Source organism: Streptomyces sp. KL109B, from assembly GCF_030766935.1.
In the GTDB taxonomy this organism is placed as follows: domain Bacteria; phylum Actinomycetota; class Actinomycetes; order Streptomycetales; family Streptomycetaceae; genus Streptomyces.
Genome location: NZ_JASERL010000002.1, coordinates 887,095 through 910,146, shown reverse-complemented (window position 1 = coordinate 910,146; position 23,052 = coordinate 887,095). Strand labels below are relative to the sequence as shown.

Below are 23,052 nucleotides of genomic sequence, written 5' to 3'. Positions count from 1 at the left end.
GCAGGTTTCTACGGCAGTTGCCCGGGCGCCGCTACGCCTCGCCCACGATGTGGACGCCCTGTTATGGGCTCGTGACGTTTCGGGCCGTTACGGGACGCGTCGGGTCCCGGCTTCGGGCGGGACACGGCGGGTGGCAGCGAGAACGACGGGGTGGGCGAGGGCGAGACCGGCGTCGGGGAGTCGGGGGCCGGGGTCGGTCCGGGTGGGGCGGGGGAGCGGGTGGCCGGTGGCGGGCTCGCGGTGGCGCCGTCGCGGGCGAGCGCGTCGAAGTCGACGAGTCCGGTGGCTTCGAGCACCTTGATGTGGTCGAGGACGGTGGTGTTGGCGTCGTCGGCGAGTTCGCGTACGAGTGCGTTGCGGGTGGATGCGCGTACCTGGGCGACGAGCGAGAACACCTGGCCGTGGGCGCGGCGCAGGACATTCGCGAACCTCCGCTCGTAGTCCTCGCCGCGCGCGGCCGTCAACTCCCGCAGCCAGCCCTGCTGTTGGGCGTTGGGCTGATTGGGCAGCTCCAGGTTCAGCCGGGCCGCGACCTCGCGCACCCGCGCGTCCAGGAACGTGTGCCCCTCGACGAGGTGCGCCCCCGCCGTCTCGACCGCCTTGCTCGGCGCGCGCTCCTGCGCCTGTTGCCCCGCGGGCAGCTCCCACAGGCCGGCGAGCCGCACCTTCGTGATGAAGAGGCGGTCCGTGGCGGACAGGGGGCCGAACCTGGTGGACACGGACCGGGCGTTGAGGTCGTCGAGTCCGGTGCCGGAGCGGTCGGCGTACGACCAGATCGGGAAGACGAGGGCGGCGAGGGTGGCGACGAGGCCGGTGACGATGAGGGTGGTGCCGGGTGGGGTGCGGCGTGGGAACGGGCGCATGGTGCCTCCTGGTGCGGCCCCGCACGCTAGTCCCTGCCGGGTGCCGTGCGGCGGCCTTCACCCCGGACTACGCCACGTTCGGTATGCCGCACCCACATCAAGCCCCTGCGGCGATTGAGCAGCGGGGTCCGGGGCGGAACCCCGAGGTCCAAGGCACGGGAGCCGTCTGCTCAATCGCCGCAGGGGCTTACATGGAGGGGCTTGATGTGGCTCACCCGCGCCGGAAGGCGAACGCCGCCGTGTGGAGGGCGCGGGTGAGGGGCCGGCCGGCCAAGGGTTTGGGGCCGGAGCGGTCGAGCCACCAACGGGTCAGCTCACGCCGCGGTCGCGGCTCCCGCACCCGCTGCGCCAGCAGCAGCTCCTCCGCGAAGTCGAGCGCGTCACGCCGGTACCCGCCCGTCATGGGCCGCCGCCGCGCGTACCCGAGGAAGTGGCTCCGGTACTCCGACTCGCCCAGAATCAGGGGCAGTTCGGGTGCCACCTTCGCCACCACGTCCGCCCGCTTCCCCGCGAGCGCCCGGCTCTGCACCGCGAGCCGCCCCCGGTCGAACCCCTCGGGGGCGGGCGTGCCGGCGACCAGCGCGGAGAGCAACGCCGCCTGGTCGAGGGCGAGTCGTTGACGGGCGGAGTCGTCGACGGTGGTGGTGGGGCGGGTGGGCGTCGGCGCGGCGGGGGAGGCAGGGGCTCCCGACCCCGCCGTGACCGTCGCCCGGACGGTCTCGATCTCGCGCTCCAACTCCCTAAGGTCCTCCGGGAAGTTGTCGTCCCGTTCAAGGAGTACCCCGGGCGGCGCCACCCGGGAGACGAGCTCCGCCAGCACGTCGAGCACGGCCCGCGGTACCGGGTGGGCGTGGCTGTCGTGCCAGACGCCGTCCCGTTCGAAGCCGCCCGCGACATGTACGTACGCGATGGCCTCGACCGGCAGCTCGGCGAGCGCCTTCGCCGGGTCCTCGCCGCGGTTGACGTGGTTGGTGTGCAGGTTGGCCACGTCGATGAGGAGTCGTACGCCGGTCCGCTCCACCAGCTCGTACAGGAACTGCCCCTCCGTCAGCTCCTCGCCCGGCCACCCGAACAGCGCCGCGATGTTCTCCACCGCGAGCGGCACCGGCAGCGCGTCCTGGGCGATGCGTACGTTCTCGCACAGCACGTCGAGGGCGTCACGGGTGCGCGGCACGGGCAGCAGGTGGCCCGCCTCCAGCGGCGGCGACGCGGTGCGCTCGCCCCCGGCGCGTACGAACGCGATGTGCTCGGTGACCAGCGGCGAGCCCAACGCCTCGGCTCGGGCCGCGAGTTCGGCGAGGCGTCCCTCGTCGGGGCGGTCGGCGTCGCCGAGGCCGAGCGAGACGCCGTGCGGCACGACGGTGACTCCGCGTTCGCGCAGCCGCAGCAGGGAGTCCGGCAGATGGCCCGGACACAGGTTCTCGGCGACGGCCTCGACCCAGTCGATGCCCGGCATCGCCTCCACCGCCTCCGCGATCTCGGGCCGCCAGCCGATCCCGGTCCCCAGTTTCAGCTCCATGGAACTCCCCCTCCTCCGCGTTCCTGGTGTCATGACCGCGGCGGCGCGGCCCGAACCCCTGACGGTGGACGTTCAGAGCAACATTTGAGGTTTCACCGATGAGGTTTCACCGAGGGGATGTGGCGTCATACGACGCTGTACGTGCGCACCACCTTCGGGGTGAGGGGCAGAAGCGCGAGGGTGTGGTCGGGGATCTCCGGGGCGTCCGGGGCCAGTTGGAGGGTGAGGGTGCGCAGGCCGGGGAAGAGGGTGGGGAGTTCCGCGAGGCCCTCCTCGTGTCCCGTGAATCTGTTGAGCCACAGGCTGGTGACGCCGGGCAGCGGCGGCCCCGACCAGTCCACGGCCTGCCAGTCGAGCCGTACCTCCTTGAGCTCGGGCAGGCGGGCGATCTCCTCGTGGTCGGCGGCGCTGAGCCCGGTGCGCAGTTCGGTCAGGCTCAGGGTGGTCAGCGACGCGAACCGGTGCAGTCCGCGCAGGCCGGTGTGCCAGAGCGTGTCCTTGGCGAAACCCAGGTGGCGCAGCGGCATGCCCTGGGGCAGCGCCTCGTCGAGGCGGTCGGCCTTCAGGCGCAGGCAGAGGTCGACCGAGCGCAGCGCGGCCGAACCGGCGAGCGCGTCGAGGGCGCCCGGCCGCTCAAGACCGGACGTACGGTTCAACGACAGGGACTTCAGGGGTAGTTGGGCCACCGGGGTGAGGCTCTCCACGTACGGGCATTTGATCAGGTCGAGGTGGGTGAGCCGGTGCAGTGACGACAGGCAGGTCAGGTCCCGGAGTTCCCGGTTGTCGCGTACGCAGAGCCGGGTGACCTTGTCGGGGGTGAGTTCGGTGCGGATGGCCCAGCGGCCGATGTCGCCGACGAGTTGCAGCCAGGGGCGGCCGCCGAAGGAGCGCAGGAGGCGCAGGTGCTCTCCCGAGTACGCCCAGAAGTGCAGGTCGTCCGGGAGCAGCTGGGCGATGAAGTCCTCGCCGTAGCGCTGGGCGTCGAACCGGTCCCAGTTCCAGGCGAGTTGGGAGCGGAGGGTGAGGTCCGGGTGGGTACGGAACCGGCTCAGGACCGGCAGCGCCGCGTCCGTGCCGATCAGGGACGCGGTCGCCACCACGGCGCGCGCCTCCGCCTCGGTGAGCCCTTCGGGTCCGGGCAGCAGTTCCAGGGCGAGCGGGCCGACGGAGGCCAGGGCGCGGGCCTCCTCCGTGCTGCCCGGCGGGATGAGGGTGGCGGCGCGCTCCTCGACGAACGCCCTGACGTCCGCGTCGAGTTCCGTGGCGTGTTCGAGCGAGGCCAGCGCGAGCAGCCGGACGCGGGTGGCCGCGGCGCCTTCGAGGTGTTCCGCCGAACCGCTCAAGTTCCGTAGGAAATCGGCCCGTTCGCGGGGGCGGGCGTGCGCCACGGCCATCCGGATCACGTCCGCCCACTGCTCGTCGGCGGCGTTGCGGACAAGCAGCCCGAAGTCGCCGTCCTCGACCGCGGCCCTTGCGCCCAGATAGTCCTGGAAGGTGCGGTGCACGAACTCCAGCGTCCCGAGGGTCGGTTCGCGCAGCAGACCGCTTCGTACGAGGAGGTGGCCGAGGATACGGTGCGCGTCGCCCTGCGCCGCGGCCAGCGGGAGCGACGGCAGGGCCTCGGCGACGATCTGCTGGGCGCGCTCGCGGTCCATCTCGGACTGGCTGTTGCGGATCAGCCAGTAGGCGAGCCGCTGCAGCAGCTGGATCTGCGGGAGTTCGGTGAGCTGGATGCTGCTGGTGCTGCGCTCGCCCTCCGGGAACATGTCCCGCTGGGTGTCCCTGCGGGACAGCAGCATGGACAGCGCGTCCTGGTACAACTCCTGTTTGCCGTGCGGGAGATAGCCGCGCCGGTCGCGGTGCAGGGCGCAGATGAGGCCGCACATCAGGGGGTTGGTGGCGAGGCGGCCGAGGTCGCGCTTGGTCTGGACGGCCTCCAGGAGGGTGCGCTCGTAGCCGTCGAGGCGGTCGGGATCGGGCGCGTCGATGCGGGCCGCAGTGTGCCAGCGGCTGATGAACGCGGCCACGTCGTCCCTGCTCATCGGGGTGAGCGCCAGCTCAGTGAAGCCGTCGGGGGCGAGCCAGTCCTCGCGGATCGCGGAGGGGCGGGAGGTGACGAGCCACTGGTTGCCGGGATACACGTCGAAGAGGTCGCGCAGCCAGCGCCGGGTGCGTTCCCGCTCCGCCTCGGGGACCTCGTCGATGCCGTCGACGAGCAGCAGCCCGCGGCGGGCGGTCAGTACCCGGTCCGCCCAGTTGTGCGGCTGGGCGGCCTGGAAGGGGACCTTCACGGCGTCGAGGAAGGTGTCCGGCGCGGGCAGGCCGCTCGGGCGCCGGATCAGGGTGCGCAGCGGGAGCACGAAGGGGATGCGGTCGCCTCGCTCGCCCCTGGCCGCCGTCACGGCGAGCCACTGCACGAGCGTCGTCTTGCCGGATCCCGCGACGCCGCGCAGCAGCACCCGGTCCTGCTCGCTGAGCGCCTGTTCCGCGGGCACGGCGCCGGCGGCGGCGATGCTCGTGCCGTCGGCGCCGGTCGCCTCGCCGTTCGCGCCGGGGCGCAGCGCCTCCAGGCTGAAGTAGGCGGCGTCGAGCGGCCAGCGCTCCGGCGAGTTGACCAGGTCGATGCCGTAGATGGTGAGGTGGCTGTGTTTCGTGGCGACGTACCGGAGATAGCGGTTCTCGAAGCCGGGGTCGTTGTCCCCGCTGGAGGGCGTCCGGCGGATCAACTCGTCGATCCGCTTGATGATTTCGCCCTGCCGGCGGCTCTGCTCGACCAGGGTGTGGGCGACGAAGGTCGACCGCTGCGTGAAGAAGTGCAGGATGTGCAGGCACGCCGTGACGAGCGTCCGCTCGTAGAACAGGACGGCGTCCGCCGAGAGCCCCGGGTCGGGGTTGCCGCTGGCCCGCCGCAGCCGTTCGGCGAGCGCCTCGTGGCCGAGCTCCACGGCCTGTACGTCGGTCATGTCGAGGTCGCCGAGGACGAACAGGGTGTCCGCGAGGGCGTGGGTGACGGCCAGCTCCTCCTCGGCGGGCAGCGGCGGCTCGTCGCTCTTGAGGGCGCGCCGGACCAGCTCGGCGGCGAGCTTGTGCAGGTCCGGCAGGGTGAGCGTGCGCTTCTCCCCCTTGAAGGACAGGAACCCCGATATCCGCACCGGCTGGTCCACGAGCCCCGCGCCCGGCCCCTCGGCCACGAACAGCTTCTTGACGAGCGGCGCGACCGCGCTCGACGCCAACTTGACGCCTACGGTTGCTGGTTCCATGTCGTTCCCCCGGGAGCATGACGGTGGACCACTCGCCTCAGCCTAGGGCGACGACCGGGTCGACGGGGGTGTCGCGGGGGAGGCGGTCTCGTGGTCGGCGCCGGAGTGGGGTAGCCTCCGGGGCAGGCCCCGGCCGTCCGTCATCCCCCGTGCGGACGGGCGGGGCCGTTTTCCTGTCGTGGGCCGTGGGCCGTGGACCGTGTTCCTGTCCGGGACCGTGTGTCTGCCCGGGACCGTCAGAGGTGGCCGAGTCCTGGCAGGAAGTCGCCGGTCCGTGCGCCCTCGGACACCACCGTGTCGCTGGGCGGAATCTCCGTGAACCCCGCGTCCCGTACGACGGGCAGCCCGCTCGACGTCAGGGCCGGCCAGCGCTCCGGGGCCGCGGTCCGCACCGACAGCGGGAAACCCGCCTCGCGCCACTCCTTGCGCTCCGCGTCGGACAGCTCCCACCAGGCGAGCTGGGCGCCGTGCCCGGCCTGCGCCATGGACTTGCCGGCCGTCATGCCGACGTCGGGGCTGAGCCACATCACCGGGTACGCGGGGTCGGGCGCGGGCGGCTCCTCCGGGTCGTCGAGGTCCGTGCCGGAGACCTGGAGGCGGGCCAGGTCCTTGGGCCAGCCGTCGAGGGGGATCGGCGGGAACACCCGCACCTCGGCGGAGCCCGCGGTGACCGTGATCCCGTCGAGTGCCTCGGCGCGCCGCCACTCCGCGCCCCTGGCCCGCCGCACCACCTTGCGGATCCGGGCGTCCTGCCAGTTCCGCATCGCTCGCGCCCACTCGCCGTCGCCGACCGACCGCTCGTCCGAGAGGATCACCAGCACGGCGCGCGCGGCGGCCTCCAGGGCGTCCGTACGCGTCGGGGGCGCGGCCCGCTCCAGGCGAACGACGAGCGGCAGCACGAACTGCGGCGCCTCGTCGCGGGAGGTCGGCTCGGTGCGGAACGGGCTGTCGGTGCCGTCGGTTCCGTCGGCGTGATCGGTGCTGTCGGTGCCGTCGGTGCCGTCGGTGCCGTCGGGGCGGCCGGTGTCGTCGGTACGGGAGTCGTCGCTGGTCACGCCTTCCAGTTTGCCAGCACCCCGGGTACCTCCCGCCCCGGCCGTGGGGCAGCATGACCCCATGCACGTCACGCTGCGCGGCGCGGGCCGCCGCTACGGACTCGGTGGCCCCTGGGTGCTGCGCGGCGTGGACCTGGACGTTCCCGAGGGCGCCGTGCTCCGGGTGCGGGGCCCCAACGGCACCGGAAAGTCCACCCTCCTCCGCCTGGTCGCCGGGATCGACGCCCCGTCCGAGGGCCGCGTCATCGGCCGCCCGCGCACCGCCTACGTCCCCGAACGCTTCCCGCCCGCCCTGCCGTTCACCGCCCGCGCCTACCTCACGCACATGGGCCGCATCCACGGCCTCGGCCGCGCGACGGCCGCGCGGCGGGCGGCGCACTGGCTGGAACGCTTCGGCGCCGGGCCCTCCGCGCACGCGCCCCTCGCCGAACTCTCCAAGGGCAGCAGCCAGAAGGTCGCCGTGGCCGCGGCCCTGCTCGCCGAACCGGACCTCCTCGTCCTCGACGAAGCCTGGACCGGCCTCGACACCGCGGCCCGCGACACCCTCGACACCGCCGTCTCCGAACGCGCCGCGTCCGGCGCCGCCGTCCTCTTCGTCGACCACGACCCGCACCGCCTGACCGCCGCCACCGACATCGCGTACGAGGTGGTGGGCGCGGCCGTCGAACCGGTCGGGGGAGCCGAGGCCCGCGTTCCAACCGCCGCGCCCGACACGCCAGTTGATCGCGCGACCGTGCTCATAGACGCCTCGGGACCCGCCGGGGCCGAGCCACCGTTGGAGTCGCCGGACACCGCCGTCACCCGCCTCGACCCCCGCACCGTACGGATCACGGCGGACGCCGCGCGCTCCGACGCCGTACTGCGCGCCCTGCTCGGGGCGGACCCCGCCTGGCACATCGTCGCCGTCCGCCCCCTCGAACCCACGGACCCCACGGGCCCCACGGAGCGCCGCGCATGACCACGGCCACGGCCCTGCTCGCCTACCAGTCGGCCCTGTTGCTGCGCTCCCAGCGCTGGCTCGCGCCGGTCGTCCTGTACGCCGCGTTCGCCGCCGTCGGCGTACAGGTGGGGCAGCCCGTGCTCGACTCGCTCGGGTACGTCGCCGCCGCGCTGCTGCCCGTGGGGGCCTGGCTGGTGCGGATCTGTGTCACCAACGAGCCGCCCGCCGCGCGCAGTTGCACCGCCGCCGCGACCGCGCCGTGGCGCGCCCACCTGGCGAGCCTGGCCGCCGGGTTCCTCGCCACGGTGGCCGTCGGCGCCGTGGCGACCACCGTCGTCGTGCTGATCAGCGACGGGGTCAGCACCGACCGCCAGGTGCCGGTGGCCACGGGGTCGGCCGCGGTGGCGGGGCTGCTCGCGGTGCTGGTGTGCGCGCTCGTCGGGGCCGCCGTCGGGGCCGTCACCACGTGGCCCGTGGTGCGCGGCAGGGGGTTCGGCCTTGCCGCCCTGGTGCTGTGCGCGCTCGTCGCGCTGATCGCCCCCGGCTCACCGGCGAAGTCGACGGTGAGCGGCCTGGTGACCGGGTCGCAGGACGGGGCGGTCCCGGTCCTGCTGCTGCCGCTCGCGGGCGCCGTGCTGCTGGCCGGGGCCTGCGCGTCGGCCGCCTGCGCCCTCGCGTCCCGCCGCTGACCGCCGCTCGCGCCCGCTACCCCGTCAGCTCCTCATCAGCTGCGACACCCGTACGAACCGGTACCCCTTCGCCCGCAGCTTCGGCACCACCGACCGCACCGCGCGCTCCGTCGCAGGCGCCGCGCTGCGCGTGCAGTGCATGACGACGACCGAACCGGGGCGCACCCCGTCGAGCACCTGCCGGGCCACGGCGTCCGCGTCCGTGGCGAACGCGTCCCCGCTCACCACGTCCCACTGCACCGCCGTCACCCCGGTCGGCCGCAGGGCCCGCAGCGCCGCCCTGTCGTGGCAGCCGCCGGGGAACCGGAAGTACGGCACGACATGCTCGACGCCCGCCTTCCGGAACGCGGCGAAGGCGCGATCGACGTCCGCCCGCATCCCCCGCGCCGGGACACGCGGCAGGCCGTAGCAGTCGTCCGTGAACGCGTAGTGGCTGTACGAGTGGTTGGCGACCTCGAACAGCGGGTCCCGGCCGATGTCCTTGGCCTGGGCGGGGTACTCCTCGGCCCAGCGCCCGGTCATGAAGAGAGTGGCCGGAACCTTCAACTGCCTCAGGGTGCGCATCAGTTGGGGATTGTCGAAACGCTCCCCGGCGCGCGCCCGCGCTCCCTGGTCGGCCGTCATGTCGGCGTCGAAGGTCAGCGCGACGACCTTCTCCTTCGCGGCGCCGCCCCGCTCGAAGACGGGCGTCGTGCCGCCGGGGCCGGGCGCGAGGGTGGGAGTGGGAGTGGGAGTGGGAGTGGGGGTGGGGGTGGGCGCGGGCTTCGGGGTCGCCTTCGGGGAACCGGCGGCTGACCTCGCGGCGCCCGAGACCCCCGAGGGGGCGGGGTCCGCGCACCCGGCGAGGCCGAGAGCGAGCGCGCCGAGCGCGCAGGTCGCCGTGACGCGACGTACATGGCTGATCACGCGCCGACGATAGCCGCGCATTCTTCGCAAACAGCGCAAATCGCTCGCTGGGGGAGCGTGAGATCGTGCCGTGGGGTACTCGGCCCCCATGAGCACACACATCGCCTTCCCCGACCCCACGACCTCGATCGCCCCGTTCGCCGCGGGCCTGGTCATCGCGGTGGCCCTGGTCTGGGCGGTCTGGCTCGGCATCAGGATCCGCCGCCGGGAGCCGGGCCCACCCGACCCGGCCGACCAGCCGAAACTCCCGGCCACCGGCCCGGTGCGCGAGATCCGTGAGATGCGGGAGCCCGACGAGATTCCGCGGACGGACGACGGCGGCGCCCGCCTCACCCCGCACCAGCTGCACGGTTTCGGCAACGCGGGCACCCGGCGCAGCGAGGACCAGCGGCCCCGGCGCTGGAGCCGCGGAGCGTTCGGCGGCGGGTGACCTCAGCGCGCGGCTTCGGTGGCCCGCGCCCGGACGCGGCGCCGTTCGGCCCGCAGCAGCCCGGCCCGCTCGGTCTCCGACGTGCCGCCCCACACCCCCGTCGTCTGCCCCGTGGTGACGGCCCACCGCAGGCACTCCACGATCACGGGGCAGCGGCGGCAGACCTCCTTGGCCGCCTCCACGTCGTCCACGGCGGGTCCGGTCGTGCCGACAGGGAAGAACAGGTCAGGGTCCTCGTCGACACACGCCGCCCCGTCGAGCCACTCCATCTCCGTCTTCCTCACTGGCAACGGCATGCGGCGGCGGGTGCCCACAACGCCCGCGCGGAAACGCGGGTTTGTGGGGTGCGGGTGGGGTTCCTGGCCCTGGCCGCGTGCGGCCGGAGCCGCTCCAACGCCTCGGGGCTCTGCCCCGGCCCCCGCTCCTCAATCGCCGGAGGGGCTCGATATGCCCGCCGACCCGGCCCCCCAGGCCTCGCCGGGACCTCTCCAGCCCCGCCGGCGTTTGAGGCGCGGGGTCCGGGGCGGAGCCCCGATCTTTTCAGCCCCGCCGGCGTTTGAGGCGCGGGGTGCGGGGCGGAGCCCCGATCTTTTCAGCCTCGCCGGCGTTTGAGGCGCGGGGTCCGGGGCGGAGCCCCGTGGCGTCACGCACCGTGCGGGTCACCGGAGCGCAACCGACACCTGGTCGAAGAATCGCGCATGCGCACACGCACTCGCCGCAATCTCCGGATTCCACCCCACCACCACGGCCCGCCCCACCTCACCCCGCGCCCCCGCATTCACCCGCGCGTCCACCAACACCATGTCCGGCGCGAGTTCGGCGACATCCCGCCACGTCCCGGTGAACCAGTTCGCCCCCGGCCCCTCCGGCGGCGCCACCATGCCCACCCCGAGCCCGCCGAGCGCGCTCAGGTCCGGCCACTTGGTGGGCCGGGCGAGGTGCACGGCATCCGCCCCGGCGGGCGAGAGGGCCAGCACCCTGACGCCGCGCGCCGCACGCGCGGCGACCCCCAACTCCCGCTCGGCCCGCGCCAGTTCATCCAACGCCCGCGCCGATTCCCCGCCCCCGAGCGACCGCCCCAACTCCGCGAAGCGCTCCCGCACCCCACCCAACGTACGGCCCTGCCCGACATCGATCACGACGATGGGGACGTGCTCCTCCAGGTGTTTCGCCGTATCGGGCTCGATGCCGTAGACCTGCCCGCCGCCGTACGTGAGCGCCACGACGAGGTCGGGCCGCGCCGCGAGCACGTCGTCGAGCCCGAGCCCCGCCCCGGCTCCCAGATACGCGATCTCGTCGAGCGGCAGCGCGCCCGACTTGGCGGCGTCGGGCCGCTCCCCGTCGTGGAACGAGCCGAAGATCCCCACGGGGCGTATGCCCAGATCCCACAGGCTCGCCCCGGCCTGTATGTACGCGACGACGCGCTCCGGCGTCGTACTCGCGGACGCGCGGTGCCCGCGGTCGTCGGTGAACTCCCAAGCGGTGGTTGACGGTTCTCCCATGGAGGGGACCCTGCCCAGGGCTCCCGCACGGCACGCGGCGCGCCGCCGTTGAAAACCGGCCATGCGCGCCGCGTCACGTCAGCCGGCCACTACCGCCAGGGCCCCGTCACCGCGAACGTCGTGCCCGGCGTATAGCAGTTCACGTACATCGTGTCGCCGTCCGGCGAGAACGTGACCCCGGCGAACTCGCCCCACTCGGGCTCCTCCGGCGTACCGATGTTCTGCCGGCCGCGCGCCATGGCGTACACCTCGCCCTTGCGCGTCACACCGAACACGTGCTGCGCGCCCTCGCCGTCCTCGCACACCATCAGTCCGCCGCTGGGCGCCAGCGTGATGTTGTCCGGTTCCTCGCCCGGCAGTTGGACGTCCGTGTCGGGGCCGAACACGATCACCAGCGTGAGGCGTCGCTTGGCCGGGTCGTAGCGCCAGATCTGCCCGAAGTGATCGGCGGCCGAGCCCTCCCGGCTGCGCGCGTACGAGGACACGAAGTAGACGCTGGAGCCGCCCCAGTAGCAGCCTTCGAGCTTCTGCGCGTGCGTGATGCCCTTGGGGCCGAAGTCCTGGTTGCGGATGGGAGTTTGGGCGGCCAGCGGGTCCGGTACGTCGACCCATTCGATGCCGCTGAAGGTGGCGCCGGTCTCCTGGACCGCCGACAGGTCCGGAACTCCGGGTACGCGCATCGCTTGCAACCGCCCGCCCGCGCGCAGTGAACCGAGCCCGCCCAGCGGCTTCTTGGGCAGGAAGCGGTAGAAGAGGCCGAAGGGGGACTGGAACGCGTCCTCCGTCTCGTAGACGACGCCGTTGCGCGGATCCACGGCGATCGCCTCGTGCTGGTAGCGGCCCATCGCGGTGAGCGGCACGGCGCCCGAGCGGTGCGGGTCGACGGGGTCGACCTCGAAGATGAAGCCGTGGTCCTTGGTGTAGCCGTTCGTGCCGGCCTTGTCCTCGGTCTCCTCGCAGGTGAGCCAGGTGCCCCAAGGCGTGGGCCCGCCCGCGCAGTTGACCGCCGTACCGGCGATGCCGACCCGCTCGGACACCACATCGTTCCTCCGGTCCACGGAGAGCACGGTGCAGCCGCCCTTGCCCATCGGGTCGTACGTCAGGCCCTCGACGGTCGGCACCGCGATCTTCCCGGTGACCCGGTTCTCGTGGTTGCGCACCAGGTGTACGCCGCCGTGTCTGCCGGCGAACGCCGCCATCCCGTCGTGGTTGGAGGGCACCTTCCCCTCGCCGGAGCGGAGTGGATCCCCCTCCTTCGAAAGGACCTTGTAGCGGAATCCCTTCGGGAGGTCGAGCAGCCCGTTCGGATCGGTCACCAACGGGCCGTATCCGGACCGCCCTTGGGCTGCGGCGGACCCGGCGAACAGTTCGGAGAGGCTCCCGGCGAAGGCGATGCCCACTCCCAGGGCGCCGGAGCGGGCGAGAACCTGACGTCGTGTCGCGGACGCGGACTGCCGTGCGTCCGCGGTGCCTGAGGTGTCTGCTGTACCTGCTGTGCTCGCTGTACCTGCGGTGCTCGCTGTACCTGCTGTACCTGCGGTGCGTGACATGGGTGCAACCTCCTGCTGGCGGACAGGAACTGTGACCCGGCTGTGTTTATCACGTGCCTTTCGGCTCGGGAACCACGCGCGTAGCGCACACAATCCGTGCACCGCCCACGTAACCCCTCACCTGCGAGAGGCCGGTGGTTACTCGTGTACGAGGCCCTTCGCGTCGCGCGCGAGCGCGGTCAGCCGGGATATCGCCCGGAAGTACTTCTTCTTGTACCCGCCGTTCAACATCTCCTCACTGAAGAGCCCGTCGAACGGCAGGCCCGAAGCGAGCACGGGAATCTCCCGGTCGTAGAGCCGGTCCGCGAGGACGACGAGGCGCAGCGCGGTCGACTGGTCGGGCACCGGCGCCACATCGGTGAGGCACACGGCCTTCAGGTCGTCGGTCAGCGCCCCGTACCGGCTCGGGTGCACGCGCGCGAGGTGCTCCAGAAGGTGCGGGAAGTCGTCCAGCGAGGCGCCCTCGGTGGCGTACGCCGCCTTGGTGACCTGCTCGTCGGTGAACGGCTTGGGGGCCTCCGGAAGACCGCGGTGCCGGTAGTCGTCGCCGTCGATGCGCAGCGGCCTGAAGTGCGCCGACAGGCCCTGGATCTCGCGCAGGAAGTCGGCGGCCGCGAACCGGCCCTCGCCGAGCTTGCCCGGCAGCGTGTTCGAGGTCGCGGCGAGCGCGACACCCGCCTCGACCAGCTTCCCGAGGAGCGAGGACACCAGCACCGTGTCGCCCGGGTCGTCCAGCTCGAACTCGTCGATGCACAGCAGCCGGTGCCCGCTGAGCGTCTTCACGGTCTGCTGGAAGCCGAGCGCGCCGACCAGGTTCGTCAGCTCTACGAAGGTGCCGAACGCCTTGTACTGCGGCTCGGCCGGGGTCGCGTGCCAGAGGGAGGCCAGGAGGTGGGTCTTGCCGACGCCGTAGCCGCCGTCGAGGTAGACGCCGCGCGGCCCGGTGGGGGCGGCGGGCTTCTTGCCGAAGCCGAACAGGCCGCGCTTCTTGCCGCCGCCGGCCCCGGACGCGTGCGCCCCGCCGAGCCCGGCCGCGAAGGAGCCCAGGACCCGGACGGCCTCGGTCTGGCTGGGCTGCTTCGGGTCCGGGATGTACGTGTCGAAGCGTACGGAGTCGAAGCGGGGCGGCGGCACCATCTCGGCGACCAGGCGCTCCGCGGGCACGCGCGGCTCGCGCGCGCACAGGGACAGCGGCGAGGCGTCGGGTACGGGGCTGGTGCCGGTGGCTTCGAGGGATGACGTCACGGTCCCCCAGCTTAGTGGGCATGTCAGACTGCACGACATGCGACGCCTGTTCCCTGTGACGTACGAAACAGCAGATGGTGAGGGGTACGAGGGGAGGGTGGCGGGCCCTGCGGGGCGCGAGTGGAGCCTCGACGAGCTTGCCGACGCCTACGCCTATCCGCCCGAAGCCGAGCACGCCCCGTGGCTGCGCGCCAACATGGTCTCCACGCTCGACGGCGCGGCCCAGCACGACGGCCGCTCCCAGCCCATCTCCTGCGCCACCGACATGCGGATCTTCGGCACGCTGCGGGCGCTCGCCGACGTCGTCGTGGTCGGCGCGGAGACCGTCCGCCTGGAGGGCTACCGCCCGGCACGCGCGCGTGAGGCCTTCGCCGCGCGCCGCGAGGCGGCCGGACAGGGGCCCGCCCCGCGGATCGCCGTGATCAGCGCGAGCCTCGACCTCGACTTCGGCCTGCCGCTGTTCACCGAGCCGCTGCTGCCGACCCTGCTGCTGACCGGGGCGGGCGCCCCGGCGGACCGGATCGAGGCGGCGCGCAAGGCGGGCGCCGAGGTGCTGATCGCGGGCGAGGGCGCGGCGGTCGAGCCGGACCGCGCGGTGGCGGCGCTCGCCGAACGGGGTCTGCGGCGGCTGCTCACCGAGGGCGGGCCGAGGATGCTCGGTCAATTCGTGGCGGGGCGGGTACTCGACGAGCTGTGTCTGACCGTGTCCCCGATGCTCACGGCCGGCGACGCGCAACGGATCGCGGGCGGCTCGACCCTGGCCGTACCGGAGCGCTTCGAGCTGGCGTCCCTGCTGGAGGAGGACGGATTCCTCTTCAGCCGGTACCGCCGACGTTACCGCCGACATTCGGCGGAATGAGTAGTTCCGTTTAGCTTTGGCTGGGCACACTAAATGTCGCAGTCCCCGTGCGAATACGGGGCAGGATGGTTTCCGCAGGTCCGTGGATCCGTAGAAGGGCGCCCGTCGTGTTCACGAGCGTATTGATGATCGAGAAGGCTCTGACCTCCGCCGACGTGGAGTTCGTCACCACATTGCACGGCGAGGAGGAGGTCTCCTTCCACGTGCTGCTCCAGCCCCGCGGCGACCAGGCGGACCGCCTGCTGCGGGCCATCGACGACGTAGCGATGGGCGAGCTGGACGAGGCGGGCAAGGAGGGCGAGGTGCCCGAGGGCGACGAGGCCAGGGGCCCGGCGGAGAAGGCCCTCGCGGTCTCCCTCACCGCGCTGCACCAGGCGGGCAGCGAGGCGGTGGGCCGACTCATCGAGGACCACCCGCTGGACGCCCTCAAGGCCCTCGTCGACGAGGTGAAGGCGGACGAGGTCATCGTGCTGACCGATCCGCACTACGTAGAGGAGTTCTTCCACCGCGACTGGGCCTCGCGCGCCCGCCACCAGGTCGGCGTACCGGTCCTGAAGCTGTTCTCGCACAGCAAGGCGTAGCCGTGGGTGCGGGGCCCGGCGGGCCGAGGCAATAGGCTGGGCCCCTGCCGTGACCACGTCGGTCGCGGCCCCGCACATCCAGGAACCCCAGGGGAGAGACACGTATGGCACCCGGCCTGCCCACCGCCATGAATCGACCGCACTTCATCGGCATCGGCGGCGCCGGCATGTCGGGCATCGCCAAGATCCTCGCCCAGCGCGGCGCCCAGGTGGCGGGCAGCGACGCCCGTGAGTCCCCGACGGCCCAGGCCCTGCGCGAGCTCGGCGTCACCGTGCACATCGGCCACGACGCCGCGCACCTCGCCTCCGACGCGAGCTGCGTCGTCGTCTCCTCCGCGATCCGCGAGGACAACCCGGAGCTGGCGCGCGCCGCCGAGCTCGGCATCCCGACGGTCCACCGCTCGGACGCCCTCGCTTCCCTGATGGACGGCCTGCGCCCGATCGCGGTCGCCGGCACGCACGGCAAGACCACCACGACGTCGATGCTCGCGGTGTCCCTGAAGTCCCTCGGCCTGAACCCCTCGTACGCGATCGGCGGCGACCTGGACGCCCCCGGCTCCAACGCCGAGCACGGCGAGGGCGAGATCTTCGTCGCCGAGGCCGACGAATCGGACCGCAGCTTCCACAAGTACAAGCCAGAGGTCGCGATCGTCCTCAACGTCGAACTCGACCACCACGCCAACTACGCGTCGATGGACGAGATCTACGAGTCCTTCGAGACGTTCGCGCAGAAGATCGTCCCCGGTGGCACCCTCGTCATCGCCGCCGACCAGTCGGGCGCGGCCGAACTGACCCGCCGGGTCCGCGACACGACGTCCCTCAAGGTCGTCACGTATGGAGAGTCGGAAACGGCCGACATCCGCATCCACAAGATCACCCCGCGCGGACTGACCAGCGAGGTCACCGTTCTCCTCGACGGCAAGCTGCTGACCTTCACGGTCTCGGTCCCCGGCCGCCACTACGCGCACAACGCGGTGGCCGCGCTCGCGGCCGGCGTCGCGATGGGCATCCCGGCGCGGAACCTGGCCTCCGCCCTCAAGACGTACACGGGCGTCAAGCGCCGCCTCCAGCTCAAGGGCGAGGAGAACGGCGTGCAGGTCATCGACTCCTACGCCCACCACCCCACGGAGATGACCGCGGACCTGGAGGCCATGCGCTCCGCGGCCGCCGGTGACGCCCGCATCATCGCCCTCTTCCAGCCCCACCTCTTCTCCCGCACCCAGGAGCTGGGCAAGGAGATGGGCCAGGCCCTCGCCCTCACGGACGCCTCGGTCGTCCTCGACATCTACCCGGCCCGCGAGGACCCGATCCCCGGCATCACCAGCGCCCTCATCATCGACGCCGCGCGCGCGGCGGGCGCCGAGGTGCAGGCGGCCGACGACAAGGACGCGGCGGTCGCCGCGATCGCGGGAATGGCCAAGCCCGGCGATCTCGTTCTCACCATGGGCGCGGGCGACGTCACGGAGCTCGGCCCGCGCATTCTGGACCAGCTGAAGGGTTGAGACACATGTCGTACGACGTCGAGAAGCCGGACGAGCAGTGGCGCTCGGAGCTGACCCCGGCGGAGTACGCGGTGCTCCGCCAGGCCGGCACCGAGCCCGCGTTCGTCGGCGAGTACACCGACACCAAGACCAAGGGCGTCTACTCCTGCCGCGCCTGCGGCGCCGAGCTCTTCACGTCGACGGAGAAGTTCGAGTCGCACTGCGGCTGGCCGTCCTTCTACGACCCGAAGAACTCCGACGCCGTCGAACTCATCGAGGACCGCTCCCACGGAATGGTCCGCACCGAGGTGCGCTGCTCGCGCTGCGGCTCGCACCTCGGCCACGTCTTCGAGGGGGAGGGCTACCCGACCCCGACGGATCAGCGGTACTGCATCAACTCGATCTCGTTGCGGCTTGAGCCGGAGGCGGACGCGGGCTGATCTGGGCAGGGCTGACAGGCTTCACTGCCGCTTGCCGGTCTCTTCGAATCGACCGGATTCGACCGGCGGACGGTGCCGCTTGAACGGGCGTAATACGCGTCATACGCTATGGGTATGGCGAAGACGCGGATCAGTATCAGCCTCGATCAGGCCCAGGCCGAGCGCATCAGGCAGCATGCCGAGCGAGCGGGCATGGACGTCTCGGCGTATCTGGTGCATGCCGCGACACGGCAGATGGCCGAGAGCGACGCCATAGAGGAGCAGTTCGCCGCGGTGGACGCGTTGATTGCTCAGGCGGAGCAGGAGGCCGGTGCGCTTCCCGAAGAGGCCGCCGGGGTGTCCGCGGACCTCACGGAGCAGGAGCGCCGCGAGGTCGCGGAGGCCCTCGGTCTCGTGCACGGCCGCGACCGGCAGGGGCATCGCCCCGGGCATGCAGCGTGAGCGCTCGGGTGCCGGTGTACGACACCGGCATGCTCATCGCGCTCGCGGACCGCAAGGCGAAGGCGACGGCGCTTCACGAAGGGGTGAGGGCGGCTCCGCACCGGGCGCTGGTGCTCGGCCCGGTCCTCGCCCAGGTGTGGCGGCCGCGTCCCGCATTGGTGCACGCCCTGTCCGGAGTGCTCAGGGACTGCGCCGTCCCGCAGGCTCGTACGTCCGAGCCTCCGATGCGCGAGACGAAGGCGGGCCGCCCGGAGTGCCTGGCCTGCGCGACGGGCCCTGACCTGGCCGACTGGCGGCGCATCGGTACGGCTCTGGGGCAGGCGGCACTCCCGACGAAGAAGCGGCCGGACGCGGTCGACGCGTGGGTGGCGCTGGCGGCGGTTCGGCACGGCAGTGCGGTGATCTTCACCAGTGACCCGGATGACATTCACGCATACCTGGAGGTGCTGCAGCCGCCGGACGTTCACGTCGTTCCGGTGTGAGTGTGGAGGAAGTGAACTCCTGTGGCTGCTGGGACCTAATGAGCCACGGCTGGCCGTCCTTCTACGACCCGAAGAACTCCGACGCCGTCGAACTCATCGAGGACCGCTCCCACGGAATGGTCCGCACCGAGGTGCGCTGCTCGCGCTGCGGCTCGCACCTCGGCCACGTCTTCGAGGGGGAGGGCTACCCGACCCCGACGGATCAGCGGTACTGCATCAACTCGATCTCGCTCACGCTGAGCCCCGAGGGCGAGTGAGCCGGCCGGTCCCGGCGGCGGTGCTCACTCCGCCGCCGTCACCGGCCGGAAGTTCGGGTTGCTCTCGCAGGCCGACATGATCTCGGTGTTGGTCGCCTTGTCGATCGGGCAGGCGCCGATGACGAAGCGTGAGGCGACGCCGCCGGGGAAGGCGACCTCGACCTGGTCGGCGTACTTGTGGGTGTCGCCGATCGTCTCGTTCACGTCGATGCCGTTCGGGGCGTCGATGTAGTAGTTGTACGCGCCGCCCTTCATCCACTTCGTCCACTTCTTGAAGAGGTCGTGGTCGCGGGTGGTGGAGACGAACGGCGACGGCTGGTTCTTGAGGACGTACTTCTCCAGGTCGTACTGGCCGTACTTGACGTCCTTCGCCGCGAAGCCCTCCTTGAAGATGACCGACGGCGCGCGGCCGTCCGCCCGGTACAGCGTCTGGCAGTCGTCGCGGAACTCCGGGTCCGGCGAGATCCGGTCGAGGGGGACGCGGTCGACCGCCGCGTAGAGGCGGTCCGGGACGACCGGGCAGGAGGCGGGGGCGGACTTCGCCACCGTGGCGGGGGACTTGGCGGTGTCGGAGTCCGGGGCGCTCGCGGTGGCCGAGGGCGCGGAGGCGAGCGCGAGGACGGAGACCGCGGCCGCGGGCAGGGTCGCGAGGCGGCGTGCGGTGCGGGGAAGCTTGTTGATCATCACGGGATGAACCTTCGGCGGGCCGCGGCCGCGATTCCCGCAACTCACCGGATCGTGGGCGTGTACGGGTGTACCCGTAGCTCCTTGATTCCGTTGATGAAGTTCGAGACGAGGCGCTTCGGCGGCGCCGCGAGCGTCAGGGACGGGAGCGCCCGGCCCACTTCCTCGTACAGCACCTGGAGTTGGAGGCGCGCGAAGTGGGCGCCGAGGCAGACGTGCGGGCCGTCTCCGAAGGAGACGTGGGGGTTGGGGGTGCGGGACGGGTTCAGGGTGAAGGGGTCCGGGAACGCGCGTTCGTCGTGGTTGGCCGAGGCGTGGAAGACGACCACCTTGGCGCCGCGTGCGATGCGGGTGCCCGCCAGCGTCGTGTCCTCGGTCGCCGTGCGGCGGAAGGTGAGGACCGGCGGATGGCGGCGCAGCAGTTCGTGGACGGTGGGCGTCAACTCTGCTGCTCCCGTGCGGAGTTGTTCGTACGTGGGTGGGGACGCGGCCAGCAGTGCCAGGCCGCCGGGCGCCGCGCTGCGGACCGTGTCGTTGCCCGCGACAGTGAGGAGGAAGAAGAACATCTGGCGTTCGGGCGGGGTGAGATCGGGGTCCAGCGCGAGCGTCGTCATGATGTCGTCGGCCGGGTGGGCGCGCTTGTGGGCGGTCAGTTCGTCGGCGTACGCGAACATGTCGGCCAGGGCGGAGGGGGAGCGGGGGTTGACCGGTGGGCCGGTGGTCGTCGCCGCCGCCTCGTCCGGGTCCTGGTAGCCGATGACGCGGCGCGTCCAGTGCAGGAGCAGCGCGCGGTCGGACTCCGGGACGCCCAGGAGGTCGGTGAGGTTGAGGAGCGCGTAGTCGTCGGTGACGGTGGCGACGAGGTCGACCGGGTGCGCGCCCGACTCGTGAAATGCCTTGCGCAGCAAGGACGTTGCCCGGGCCCGTGCCGATTCCTCGAACGCCTCCACGCGGCGTGGCGTGAACGCCCGCGCCACCAGGCGGCGCAGCCTTCCGTGGGCCGGCGGGTCCTGGTTGAGCATCATGCCGCGGATGAACGGGAGGTCCGCCGGGTCGGGGTCGCGGATCTGCGTCGCGCCCAGGTACGAGGAGTACGTCGACGCGTCCTTGAGGACCCGGACCACGTCCGCGTGCCGGGTGACCGCCCAGAAGCCGGGGCCCTCCGGCCAGCCGAGGACCGCGGGCTCCGGCTGCCAGGCCACCGGGTGGTGGTCGCGCAGCGTCCGGTAGCGGTCGTGGGGGATGCCGGTGGCGTACAGACGGGGGTCGAAGACGTCCGGTACGGCGGGCGGTACGTCGGGAGGTACGGCGGGCGGCGGCACGTCGGGAGGTACGGCGGGCGGCGGCACGGCGGGCGTCACGCGCGCGTACCCGTGCCGTCCGCCCGAAGGAAGTCCTCCATGACGCGGATCAGCGCGAGCGGCGCCTCGTCCATCGCGTAGTGCCCGCACACGGGGAGGTCGACGAGCTCGCCGCGGGTGAACCAGGTCAGCCACGTCGAGCGCATCAGGGGCGCGGCCAGGGCCGGGTCGAGCTGTCCGGTGACCGCGAGCGCGGGGACTGTACACGGTTGCAGGTCCGCGTGGAAGTCGTCGCCGGTCCACGAGTCGAGCCAGGCCCGGAACGCCTTCGCGTCGCTGCACGCGAGCGAGCGCTCCACCATGCGGTCGAGCCACGCGCCGGGGCGCACGCCGCCCGTCGTGACGTCGATGATCGCGCGGCGGTTGGCGGGGGAGGCGTCGGCCGTCGAGAACAGCTCCCACTGCTCGGGCGGCATCGGCAACCCGGACGCGGGCACCGGCGACACACCCACGATGCGGCGCACCCGCTCCGGCGCCGTCGCCACCACGCGCTGCGCCACGCTGCCGCCCATGGAGTGCCCGATCAGCGAGAACCGCTCCCAGCCGAGCCGGTCCGCGAGGTCGAGGACGTCCCCGGCGCCCTCGGCCGTCGTATAGGCCCCCGGCGTCTGTTTCGCCTCCCCGTAGCCGCGCAGGTCCACGAGCGCGTACTGGAAGGAGGCGCGGTCGAGGTCGGGCACGATCGGCGCGTAGGCGGCGCGGTCGGCGAACCAGCCGTGCACCGCGATCACCTTGTGCGGGCCGTCACCGTGCAGTGCGTACGGCAGGGCGAAGGAGGAGGCCACGTCGACTCCCGAGGGTGTGGGACTTCCGGCGGTGCGGGACGCATCCACGGTGGCGCGGGGCCCGGCCCGGCCACAAGAGGGCGCACGCGCGCGTGGCGGCGTGCACCGTGCCTGATCGGCGACAATGTGCGGGTGACCGCCCCGGAAGCCCCTCTCGACCGCCCCGAACTGCGCGCCGACTGCGCGGACTGCTTCGGCCTGTGCTGCGTCGCCCTCCCCTTCGCCAAGTCCCACGACTTCGCCCACGACAAGAACGCGGGCACGCCCTGCCGCAACCTTCAAAGCGACTTCCGCTGCGGCATCCACTCCAGGCTGCGCGACGAGGGCTACCCCGGCTGCACCGTCTTCGACTGCTTCGGCGCCGGGCAGAAGGTCTCCCAGGTCACCTTCGAGGGAGTCGGCTGGCGGGAGCGGCCGGAGACCGCGAGGGCCATGTACGAGGCGTTCCCCGTCATGCGGCAACTGCACGAGCTGCTCTGGTACTTGAGCGACGTACTGGAACTGGCCGCCGCCCGCCCCGTGCACCGCGACGCCCGCCGCGCCCTCGACGGCATCGAGCGGCTGACCCGCGCGCGCGGCGACGAACTCGTCGCCGCCGACGTACCGGCCATCCGTAGTGACGTGAACGCCCTTCTACTGAAGGCGAGCGAACTGGTGCGCGCCGATGTGCCGGGCGCCCTGGGCCGCAAGAAGAACCACCGCGGCGCCGACCTCGTGGGCGCGCGTTTCAAGAAGGCCGATCTACGGGGCGCCAATTTCCGCGGCGCTCTCCTTGTGGCCGCGGATCTGACGGGCGCCGACCTCCGTACGGCCGACCTCATCGGCGCGGACCTGCGCGACGCCCGGCTCGCGGGCGCCGATCTCACCGGAGCGCTGTTCCTCACCCAGGCGCAGGTGAACGCGGCACGCGGGGACGCAGCGACCCGGATTCCGGTGGGGCTGCGGCGGCCGGCGCACTGGACCGCGTAGGCCTGTACCTCTGTACTTCTGTAGCCCTCTAGGACGCGCACACCGAAGGCAGCGCCCGCGCAAGGCCCTTGAGGTGCAGGGCGTCGAACCCGCGCGCGTGGGCGTCGCGCAGCGCCGCCGCCGTGAGCAGGGGCTCGCAGGCGGGCGAGGTGCGCGTGGGGGCCACCTCCCGCAGCGCGTCCAGGAGCTGCGTGGTGATGCGGTCGAGCTGCGGCCGCACCTCCTTCGCCAGGTCGGGGCGCTCGGTCGGGCGCTGCTCGGGGTGGACGTCCCAGCGGGCGTACAGGCCGCGCTGCACGACCTTGTTGGCCTCGATCTGGTCGCGGAACACGGACTGCGCGAACGCCGGGTCGATGCCGAGCGCCGTCGAGCGCTGTGCGACGTCGTCGAGGATCTGCCGCTCGCGCGCCGGGTCGTCGATCGGCGCGTCCGTGCCGTACTTCGCCGCCGCGACCTTGTCCGCGAGGGCGAGCCGCTGCGTGGCGAGCGCGGTGATCGCGGCGAGGGCGTGCGGGTTCGCGTGCGTCGTATGCGGAGTGTGCGATGCGGCGGCGGGCGCGGCCTGTGCCGCTGACGCGCTCGCCGGGAGGGCCGCGCCGCCGAGGGCGAGCGCGACGGCGGCGCCGAGCGTGACGAGGCTGCGGGCGGTGGTCGACGTGGTCCGGATGCGCAACGTGGGTCCTTCACTTCGTACGGGCAAGATCCGTACGAGCAAGATTCGCACGCCTACGGAGCGCGGGCGCGCCTTTCCCC

23 protein-coding genes and 1 pseudogene are annotated in these 23,052 nt (G+C 72.5%); 11 read left to right on the top strand and 13 right to left on the bottom strand.

Annotated elements, in window-relative coordinates:
- Nucleotides 1–8: 8 nt before the first annotated feature.
- The 4 genes from RBJ65_RS09820 to RBJ65_RS09805 all read right to left on the bottom strand — a co-directional run bounded on the left by RBJ65_RS09820 (nt 9) and on the right by RBJ65_RS09805 (nt 6,697).
- Complete coding sequence (locus tag RBJ65_RS09820) at nt 9–863, bottom strand: DUF4142 domain-containing protein (RefSeq protein ID WP_306318293.1); 855 nt, start codon at nt 861–863, stop codon at nt 9–11.
- A gap of 211 nt (nt 864–1,074) precedes the next feature.
- On the bottom strand, nt 1,075–2,382 hold the full coding sequence (locus tag RBJ65_RS09815; protein WP_306318294.1) for a DUF692 domain-containing protein: 1,308 nt from the start codon (nt 2,380–2,382) through the stop codon (nt 1,075–1,077).
- Nucleotides 2,383–2,507: 125 nt separating this feature from the next.
- The gene (locus RBJ65_RS09810) at nt 2,508–5,642 is read right to left on the bottom strand and encodes an NACHT domain-containing NTPase (RefSeq protein ID WP_306318295.1); all 3,135 of its coding nucleotides are present in this window, start codon (nt 5,640–5,642) and stop codon (nt 2,508–2,510) included.
- A 236-nt stretch (nt 5,643–5,878) separates the two neighbouring features.
- Complete coding sequence (locus tag RBJ65_RS09805; RefSeq protein WP_306318296.1) at nt 5,879–6,697, bottom strand: peptidyl-tRNA hydrolase; 819 nt, start codon at nt 6,695–6,697, stop codon at nt 5,879–5,881.
- Between the two features lie 61 nt (nt 6,698–6,758).
- On the opposite strand from RBJ65_RS09805, the gene RBJ65_RS09800 reads away from it, so the two are divergent.
- Entirely contained in the window at nt 6,759–7,655 is an 897-nt protein-coding gene (locus tag RBJ65_RS09800) for an ATP-binding cassette domain-containing protein (RefSeq protein WP_306318297.1), read from the top strand.
- Entirely contained in the window at nt 7,652–8,326 is a 675-nt protein-coding gene (locus RBJ65_RS09795; protein WP_306318298.1) for an ABC transporter, read from the top strand. The genes RBJ65_RS09800 and RBJ65_RS09795 overlap by 4 nt, the downstream gene beginning before the upstream one ends.
- 24 nt (nt 8,327–8,350) lie before the next feature.
- On the opposite strand, the gene RBJ65_RS09790 is transcribed toward RBJ65_RS09795, so the two are convergent.
- Nucleotides 8,351–9,232 carry a polysaccharide deacetylase family protein gene (locus RBJ65_RS09790; RefSeq protein WP_306318299.1) on the bottom strand — a complete coding sequence of 294 codons (882 nt, stop codon included), beginning with the start codon at nt 9,230–9,232 and terminating at the stop codon, nt 8,351–8,353.
- A gap of 88 nt (nt 9,233–9,320) precedes the next feature.
- Here RBJ65_RS09790 and RBJ65_RS09785 point away from each other — a divergent pair, with 88 nt between their 5' ends.
- Entirely contained in the window at nt 9,321–9,662 is a 342-nt protein-coding gene (locus RBJ65_RS09785) for a DUF6479 family protein (protein ID WP_306318300.1), read from the top strand.
- Nucleotides 9,663–9,664: 2 nt separating this feature from the next.
- On the opposite strand, the gene RBJ65_RS09780 is transcribed toward RBJ65_RS09785, so the two are convergent.
- The 4 genes from RBJ65_RS09780 to zapE all read right to left on the bottom strand — a co-directional run bounded on the left by RBJ65_RS09780 (nt 9,665) and on the right by zapE (nt 13,959).
- Nucleotides 9,665–9,931, bottom strand: coding sequence for a WhiB family transcriptional regulator (locus RBJ65_RS09780; RefSeq protein ID WP_306318301.1), 267 nt, complete (start codon nt 9,929–9,931; stop codon nt 9,665–9,667).
- Nucleotides 9,932–10,321: 390 nt separating this feature from the next.
- Complete coding sequence (locus RBJ65_RS09775; protein WP_306318302.1) at nt 10,322–11,164, bottom strand: ABC transporter substrate-binding protein; 843 nt, start codon at nt 11,162–11,164, stop codon at nt 10,322–10,324.
- 89 nt (nt 11,165–11,253) lie between these two features.
- Nucleotides 11,254–12,564, bottom strand: coding sequence for an alkaline phosphatase PhoX (locus tag RBJ65_RS09770; protein ID WP_306318338.1), 1,311 nt, complete (start codon nt 12,562–12,564; stop codon nt 11,254–11,256).
- Nucleotides 12,565–12,852: 288 nt separating this feature from the next.
- Nucleotides 12,853–13,959, bottom strand: coding sequence for a cell division protein ZapE (gene zapE, locus RBJ65_RS09765; protein ID WP_306318303.1), 1,107 nt, complete (start codon nt 13,957–13,959; stop codon nt 12,853–12,855).
- A gap of 37 nt (nt 13,960–13,996) precedes the next feature.
- On the opposite strand from zapE, the gene RBJ65_RS09760 reads away from it, so the two are divergent.
- From RBJ65_RS09760 to RBJ65_RS09730, 7 genes and pseudogenes are all read left to right on the top strand, one after another.
- Nucleotides 13,997–14,818 (top strand): pyrimidine reductase family protein, encoded by an 822-nt coding sequence (locus RBJ65_RS09760; RefSeq protein WP_306318304.1) that lies wholly within the window; start codon nt 13,997–13,999, stop codon nt 14,816–14,818.
- Between the two features lie 107 nt (nt 14,819–14,925).
- On the top strand, nt 14,926–15,399 hold the full coding sequence (locus RBJ65_RS09755) for an indole-3-glycerol phosphate synthase (RefSeq protein ID WP_306318305.1): 474 nt from the start codon (nt 14,926–14,928) through the stop codon (nt 15,397–15,399).
- Between the two features lie 104 nt (nt 15,400–15,503).
- Complete coding sequence (gene murC, locus RBJ65_RS09750; RefSeq protein ID WP_306318306.1) at nt 15,504–16,901, top strand: UDP-N-acetylmuramate--L-alanine ligase; 1,398 nt, start codon at nt 15,504–15,506, stop codon at nt 16,899–16,901.
- 5 nt (nt 16,902–16,906) lie between these two features.
- Nucleotides 16,907–17,320 (top strand): peptide-methionine (R)-S-oxide reductase MsrB, encoded by a 414-nt coding sequence (gene msrB / locus RBJ65_RS09745; protein ID WP_306318307.1) that lies wholly within the window; start codon nt 16,907–16,909, stop codon nt 17,318–17,320.
- A gap of 114 nt (nt 17,321–17,434) precedes the next feature.
- Entirely contained in the window at nt 17,435–17,761 is a 327-nt protein-coding gene (locus RBJ65_RS09740; protein ID WP_306318308.1) for a ribbon-helix-helix protein, CopG family, read from the top strand.
- Nucleotides 17,758–18,243, top strand: a complete 486-nt coding sequence (locus RBJ65_RS09735) for a hypothetical protein (RefSeq protein WP_306318309.1) — start codon at nt 17,758–17,760, stop codon at nt 18,241–18,243. Before RBJ65_RS09740 ends, RBJ65_RS09735 begins: the two co-directional genes overlap by 4 nt.
- A gap of 47 nt (nt 18,244–18,290) precedes the next feature.
- Nucleotides 18,291–18,500: pseudogene (locus RBJ65_RS09730) on the top strand (peptide-methionine (R)-S-oxide reductase); the annotation flags it as partial.
- Nucleotides 18,501–18,524: 24 nt separating this feature from the next.
- Here the strand turns inward: RBJ65_RS09730 and RBJ65_RS09725 are convergent.
- The 3 genes from RBJ65_RS09725 to RBJ65_RS09715 are packed head-to-tail and all read right to left on the bottom strand — an operon-like array spanning nt 18,525 to nt 21,330.
- Nucleotides 18,525–19,184: an ADP-ribosyltransferase gene (locus RBJ65_RS09725; RefSeq protein WP_306318339.1), complete on the bottom strand. Its 660-nt coding sequence runs from the start codon at nt 19,182–19,184 to the stop codon at nt 18,525–18,527.
- A gap of 44 nt (nt 19,185–19,228) precedes the next feature.
- Entirely contained in the window at nt 19,229–20,506 is a 1,278-nt protein-coding gene (locus tag RBJ65_RS09720) for a cytochrome P450 (protein WP_306318340.1), read from the bottom strand.
- A gap of 35 nt (nt 20,507–20,541) precedes the next feature.
- A complete protein-coding gene (locus RBJ65_RS09715) occupies nt 20,542–21,330 on the bottom strand; it encodes an alpha/beta fold hydrolase (RefSeq protein WP_306318310.1) in 789 nt (262 codons plus the stop codon).
- 132 nt (nt 21,331–21,462) lie between these two features.
- On the opposite strand from RBJ65_RS09715, the gene RBJ65_RS09710 reads away from it, so the two are divergent.
- Nucleotides 21,463–22,299: a pentapeptide repeat-containing protein gene (locus tag RBJ65_RS09710; protein WP_306318311.1), complete on the top strand. Its 837-nt coding sequence runs from the start codon at nt 21,463–21,465 to the stop codon at nt 22,297–22,299.
- Between the two features lie 28 nt (nt 22,300–22,327).
- Here RBJ65_RS09710 and RBJ65_RS09705 read toward each other — a convergent pair whose 3' ends face one another.
- A complete protein-coding gene (locus tag RBJ65_RS09705) occupies nt 22,328–22,972 on the bottom strand; it encodes a chorismate mutase (protein WP_306318312.1) in 645 nt (214 codons plus the stop codon).
- Nucleotides 22,973–23,052: the final 80 nt, after the last annotated feature.

Coding starts and splice junctions, on each gene's coding strand:
- RBJ65_RS09820 (WP_306318293.1), bottom strand. CDS start 863: ATGCGCCCGTTCCCACGCCGCACCCCACCCGGCACCACCCTCATCGTC.
- RBJ65_RS09815 (WP_306318294.1), bottom strand. CDS start 2,382: ATGGAGCTGAAACTGGGGACCGGGATCGGCTGGCGGCCCGAGATCGCG.
- RBJ65_RS09810 (WP_306318295.1), bottom strand. CDS start 5,642: ATGGAACCAGCAACCGTAGGCGTCAAGTTGGCGTCGAGCGCGGTCGCG.
- RBJ65_RS09800 (WP_306318297.1), top strand. CDS start 6,759: ATGCACGTCACGCTGCGCGGCGCGGGCCGCCGCTACGGACTCGGTGGC.
- RBJ65_RS09795 (WP_306318298.1), top strand. CDS start 7,652: ATGACCACGGCCACGGCCCTGCTCGCCTACCAGTCGGCCCTGTTGCTG.
- RBJ65_RS09785 (WP_306318300.1), top strand. CDS start 9,321: ATGAGCACACACATCGCCTTCCCCGACCCCACGACCTCGATCGCCCCG.
- RBJ65_RS09780 (WP_306318301.1), bottom strand. CDS start 9,931: ATGGAGTGGCTCGACGGGGCGGCGTGTGTCGACGAGGACCCTGACCTG.
- RBJ65_RS09775 (WP_306318302.1), bottom strand. CDS start 11,164: ATGGGAGAACCGTCAACCACCGCTTGGGAGTTCACCGACGACCGCGGG.
- RBJ65_RS09760 (WP_306318304.1), top strand. CDS start 13,997: ATGCGACGCCTGTTCCCTGTGACGTACGAAACAGCAGATGGTGAGGGG.
- murC (WP_306318306.1), top strand. CDS start 15,504: ATGGCACCCGGCCTGCCCACCGCCATGAATCGACCGCACTTCATCGGC.
- msrB (WP_306318307.1), top strand. CDS start 16,907: ATGTCGTACGACGTCGAGAAGCCGGACGAGCAGTGGCGCTCGGAGCTG.
- RBJ65_RS09740 (WP_306318308.1), top strand. CDS start 17,435: ATGGCGAAGACGCGGATCAGTATCAGCCTCGATCAGGCCCAGGCCGAG.
- RBJ65_RS09725 (WP_306318339.1), bottom strand. CDS start 19,184: ATGATCAACAAGCTTCCCCGCACCGCACGCCGCCTCGCGACCCTGCCC.